We start from the raw sequence: 2,097 nt of genomic DNA, 5'->3' as shown, positions 1-2,097 counted from the left end.
CATTAATAATAAAATCAAAGTATTAAATCGAGTTGCATATGGCTACCAAAACTTTAATAACTTTAAAAATAGAATTATGCTTCATTTCAAGTTAAAAGCAATTGTAAACCAACAAAAAGAATCTGTTAATCCTGCCGCTTAAGCGGCAAGATTAACAGATCCCGAATCATTAATATTTTAGCGACCTTAATTCAGCCACCAACACTATTTGACAAAGAGCCAAAATTTGAGGAAAGCGGCTTACTTAAAATTGCACTTATTTGTTCATGCGACCATTGAATGACCTATTGCCCTATTAAAAGTAAAAATACGCTTTGACAGTTTCTATTAAACCATAAAAGCGCAGTCATATATGAACTATCGATACCAGTGGCCGGTCTCGAACCGGCACTCCCGAAGGAACGGGATTTTGAGTCCCGCGCGTCTGCCAATTCCGCCACACTGGCATGTGTTTGGAGGCGGCAACCGGATTTGAACCGGTGATAGAGGTTTTGCAGACCTCTGCCTTACCACTTGGCTATGCCGCCTTATAACAATAAAGCGGAAGACGGGATTCGAACCCGCGACCCCCACCTTGGCAAGGTGGTGTTCTACCACTGAACTACTTCCGCATAAATGGCTGGGCTACTAGGATTCGAACCTAGGAATGACGGGATCAAAACCCGATGCCTTACCGCTTGGCGATAGCCCAATGTAATGTTATACGAAAATATAAAATGGGGCGACCGGTGGGATTTGAACCCACGCATGCCGGAGCCACAATCCGGTGCGTTAACCACTTCGCCACGATCGCCATTATTATATTAAATTCCCAAGAATATATGGCAGGGGTAGTAGGAATCGAACCCACATCAAAGGTTTTGGAGACCTTCGTTTTACCATTAAACTATACCCCTAAGTTTATTATGGTGGAGGGGGGCAGATTCGAACTGCCGAACCCGATGGGAGCGGATTTACAGTCCGCCGCGTTTAGCCACTTCGCTACCCCTCCACAGCTAATTTGATGGTGGCTCGAGACGGAATCGAACCGCCGACACAAGGATTTTCAGTCCTTTGCTCTACCGACTGAGCTATCGAGCCATATGGCGATCCGGACGGGACTCGAACCCGCGACCTCCAGCGTGACAGGCTGGCATTCTAACCAACTGAACTACCGGACCGTTTTGTAACTTACTTATATCCATTGTTTGTTTATTAATACTACTAATTAATTTTTAAAGAATTGACAAAAACGCTATTTAGTGTAGGGAGTTAGAGCAAATTGGTTGTACTTCTAAGCACCACAATTTTCAACTAGCGCTAGAGATTACTCGGCGTAGTTAGTTGAATAATTTGGTTGCGGGGGCAAGATTCGAACTTGCGACCTTTGGGTTATGAGCCCAACGAGCTGCCAGACTGCTCCACCCCGCGATATAAAATAATATAATTTGTGAAGATCGCTTTGTTAGTTGATCTTCAACGGCAATTATACTCACTGCTCTACCTTATGATTTAACTTAGAAATGGTGGAGGATGCAGGGCTCGAACCTGCGACCCCTTGCTTGTAAGGCAAGTGCTCTCCCAGCTGAGCTAATCCTCCGACACAAAGTTTTTGATAGTACATGTTTACTGCGACAAGGTATTACGTTCTTAACTTACCATACTTATAATGGTGACCCGTACGGGATTCGAACCCGTGATACCGCCGTGAAAGGGCGGTGTCTTAACCACTTGACCAACGGGCCAATAACACATGTATCTGGCGGAGAGCGAGGGATTCGAACCCTCGAGACCGTGTTACCGGCCTACACGATTTCCAATCGTGCTCCTTCGACCAGCTCGGACAGCTCTCCATGGCTCCACAGGTAGGATTCGAACCTACGACCGATCGGTTAACAGCCGATTGCTCTACCACTGAGCTACTGTGGAATATAAATTTTCTTAATAAGAGCTGTTGAAAAATATTTAAAATTAATTTTTAAAAACACTTCGCCTGGCGGCGTCCTACTCTTGCAGAGGCAAAGCCTCAACTACCATCGGCGCTGGAGAGCTTAACTGCTGTGTTCGGTATGGGAACAGGTGTGACCTCTCCGCTATAACTGCCAGACCGTTACGGAT

1 protein-coding gene, 14 tRNA genes and 1 rRNA gene are annotated in these 2,097 nt (G+C 45.4%); 1 reads left to right on the top strand and 15 read right to left on the bottom strand.

The features are described from left to right. The coding region (locus ACLIBG_RS15470; RefSeq protein ID WP_439313642.1) for a transposase at positions 1 to 142 on the top strand (142 nt) is incomplete at its 5' end. Positions 143 to 364: 222 nt separating this feature from the next. Here the strand turns inward: ACLIBG_RS15470 and ACLIBG_RS15465 are convergent. The 15 genes from ACLIBG_RS15465 to rrf form a co-directional block, all read right to left on the bottom strand. Continuing rightward, positions 365 to 446: transfer RNA gene (locus ACLIBG_RS15465), tRNA-Leu, on the bottom strand. 7 nt (positions 447 to 453) lie between these two features. Next, a tRNA-Cys gene (locus ACLIBG_RS15460) sits at positions 454 to 527 on the bottom strand. A 12-nt stretch (positions 528 to 539) separates the two neighbouring features. Continuing rightward, positions 540 to 611, bottom strand: a tRNA-Gly gene (locus tag ACLIBG_RS15455). Positions 612 to 616: 5 nt separating this feature from the next. Then, positions 617 to 691, bottom strand: a tRNA-Gln gene (locus tag ACLIBG_RS15450). A 26-nt stretch (positions 692 to 717) separates the two neighbouring features. Then, positions 718 to 793: transfer RNA gene (locus tag ACLIBG_RS15445), tRNA-His, on the bottom strand. Positions 794 to 822: 29 nt separating this feature from the next. Beyond that, positions 823 to 896 (bottom strand) — tRNA-Trp (locus ACLIBG_RS15440). Positions 897 to 906: 10 nt separating this feature from the next. Then, a tRNA-Tyr gene (locus tag ACLIBG_RS15435) sits at positions 907 to 991 on the bottom strand. 13 nt (positions 992 to 1,004) lie between these two features. Further along, positions 1,005 to 1,080: transfer RNA gene (locus ACLIBG_RS15430), tRNA-Phe, on the bottom strand. Positions 1,081 to 1,083: 3 nt separating this feature from the next. Continuing rightward, positions 1,084 to 1,160, bottom strand: a tRNA-Asp gene (locus ACLIBG_RS15425). 173 nt (positions 1,161 to 1,333) lie between these two features. Continuing rightward, positions 1,334 to 1,410, bottom strand: a tRNA-Met gene (locus ACLIBG_RS15420). Between the two features lie 93 nt (positions 1,411 to 1,503). Then, positions 1,504 to 1,579: transfer RNA gene (locus tag ACLIBG_RS15415), tRNA-Val, on the bottom strand. A 70-nt stretch (positions 1,580 to 1,649) separates the two neighbouring features. Beyond that, a tRNA-Glu gene (locus ACLIBG_RS15410) sits at positions 1,650 to 1,724 on the bottom strand. Between the two features lie 15 nt (positions 1,725 to 1,739). Next, positions 1,740 to 1,832: transfer RNA gene (locus ACLIBG_RS15405), tRNA-Ser, on the bottom strand. Position 1,833: 1 nt separating this feature from the next. After that, positions 1,834 to 1,908 (bottom strand) — tRNA-Asn (locus ACLIBG_RS15400). A gap of 62 nt (positions 1,909 to 1,970) precedes the next feature. Beyond that, positions 1,971 to 2,086 (bottom strand): 5S ribosomal RNA (gene rrf / locus ACLIBG_RS15395). Between the last annotated feature and the right edge of the window lie 11 nt (positions 2,087 to 2,097).

It is taken from the genome of Virgibacillus sp. W0181 (assembly GCF_051846915.1).
GTDB lineage: Bacteria > Bacillota > Bacilli > Bacillales > Amphibacillaceae > JBPYCR01.
Note: the sequence above shows the minus strand (reverse complement) of the source record. Positions and strands in the feature narration are given on the sequence as shown.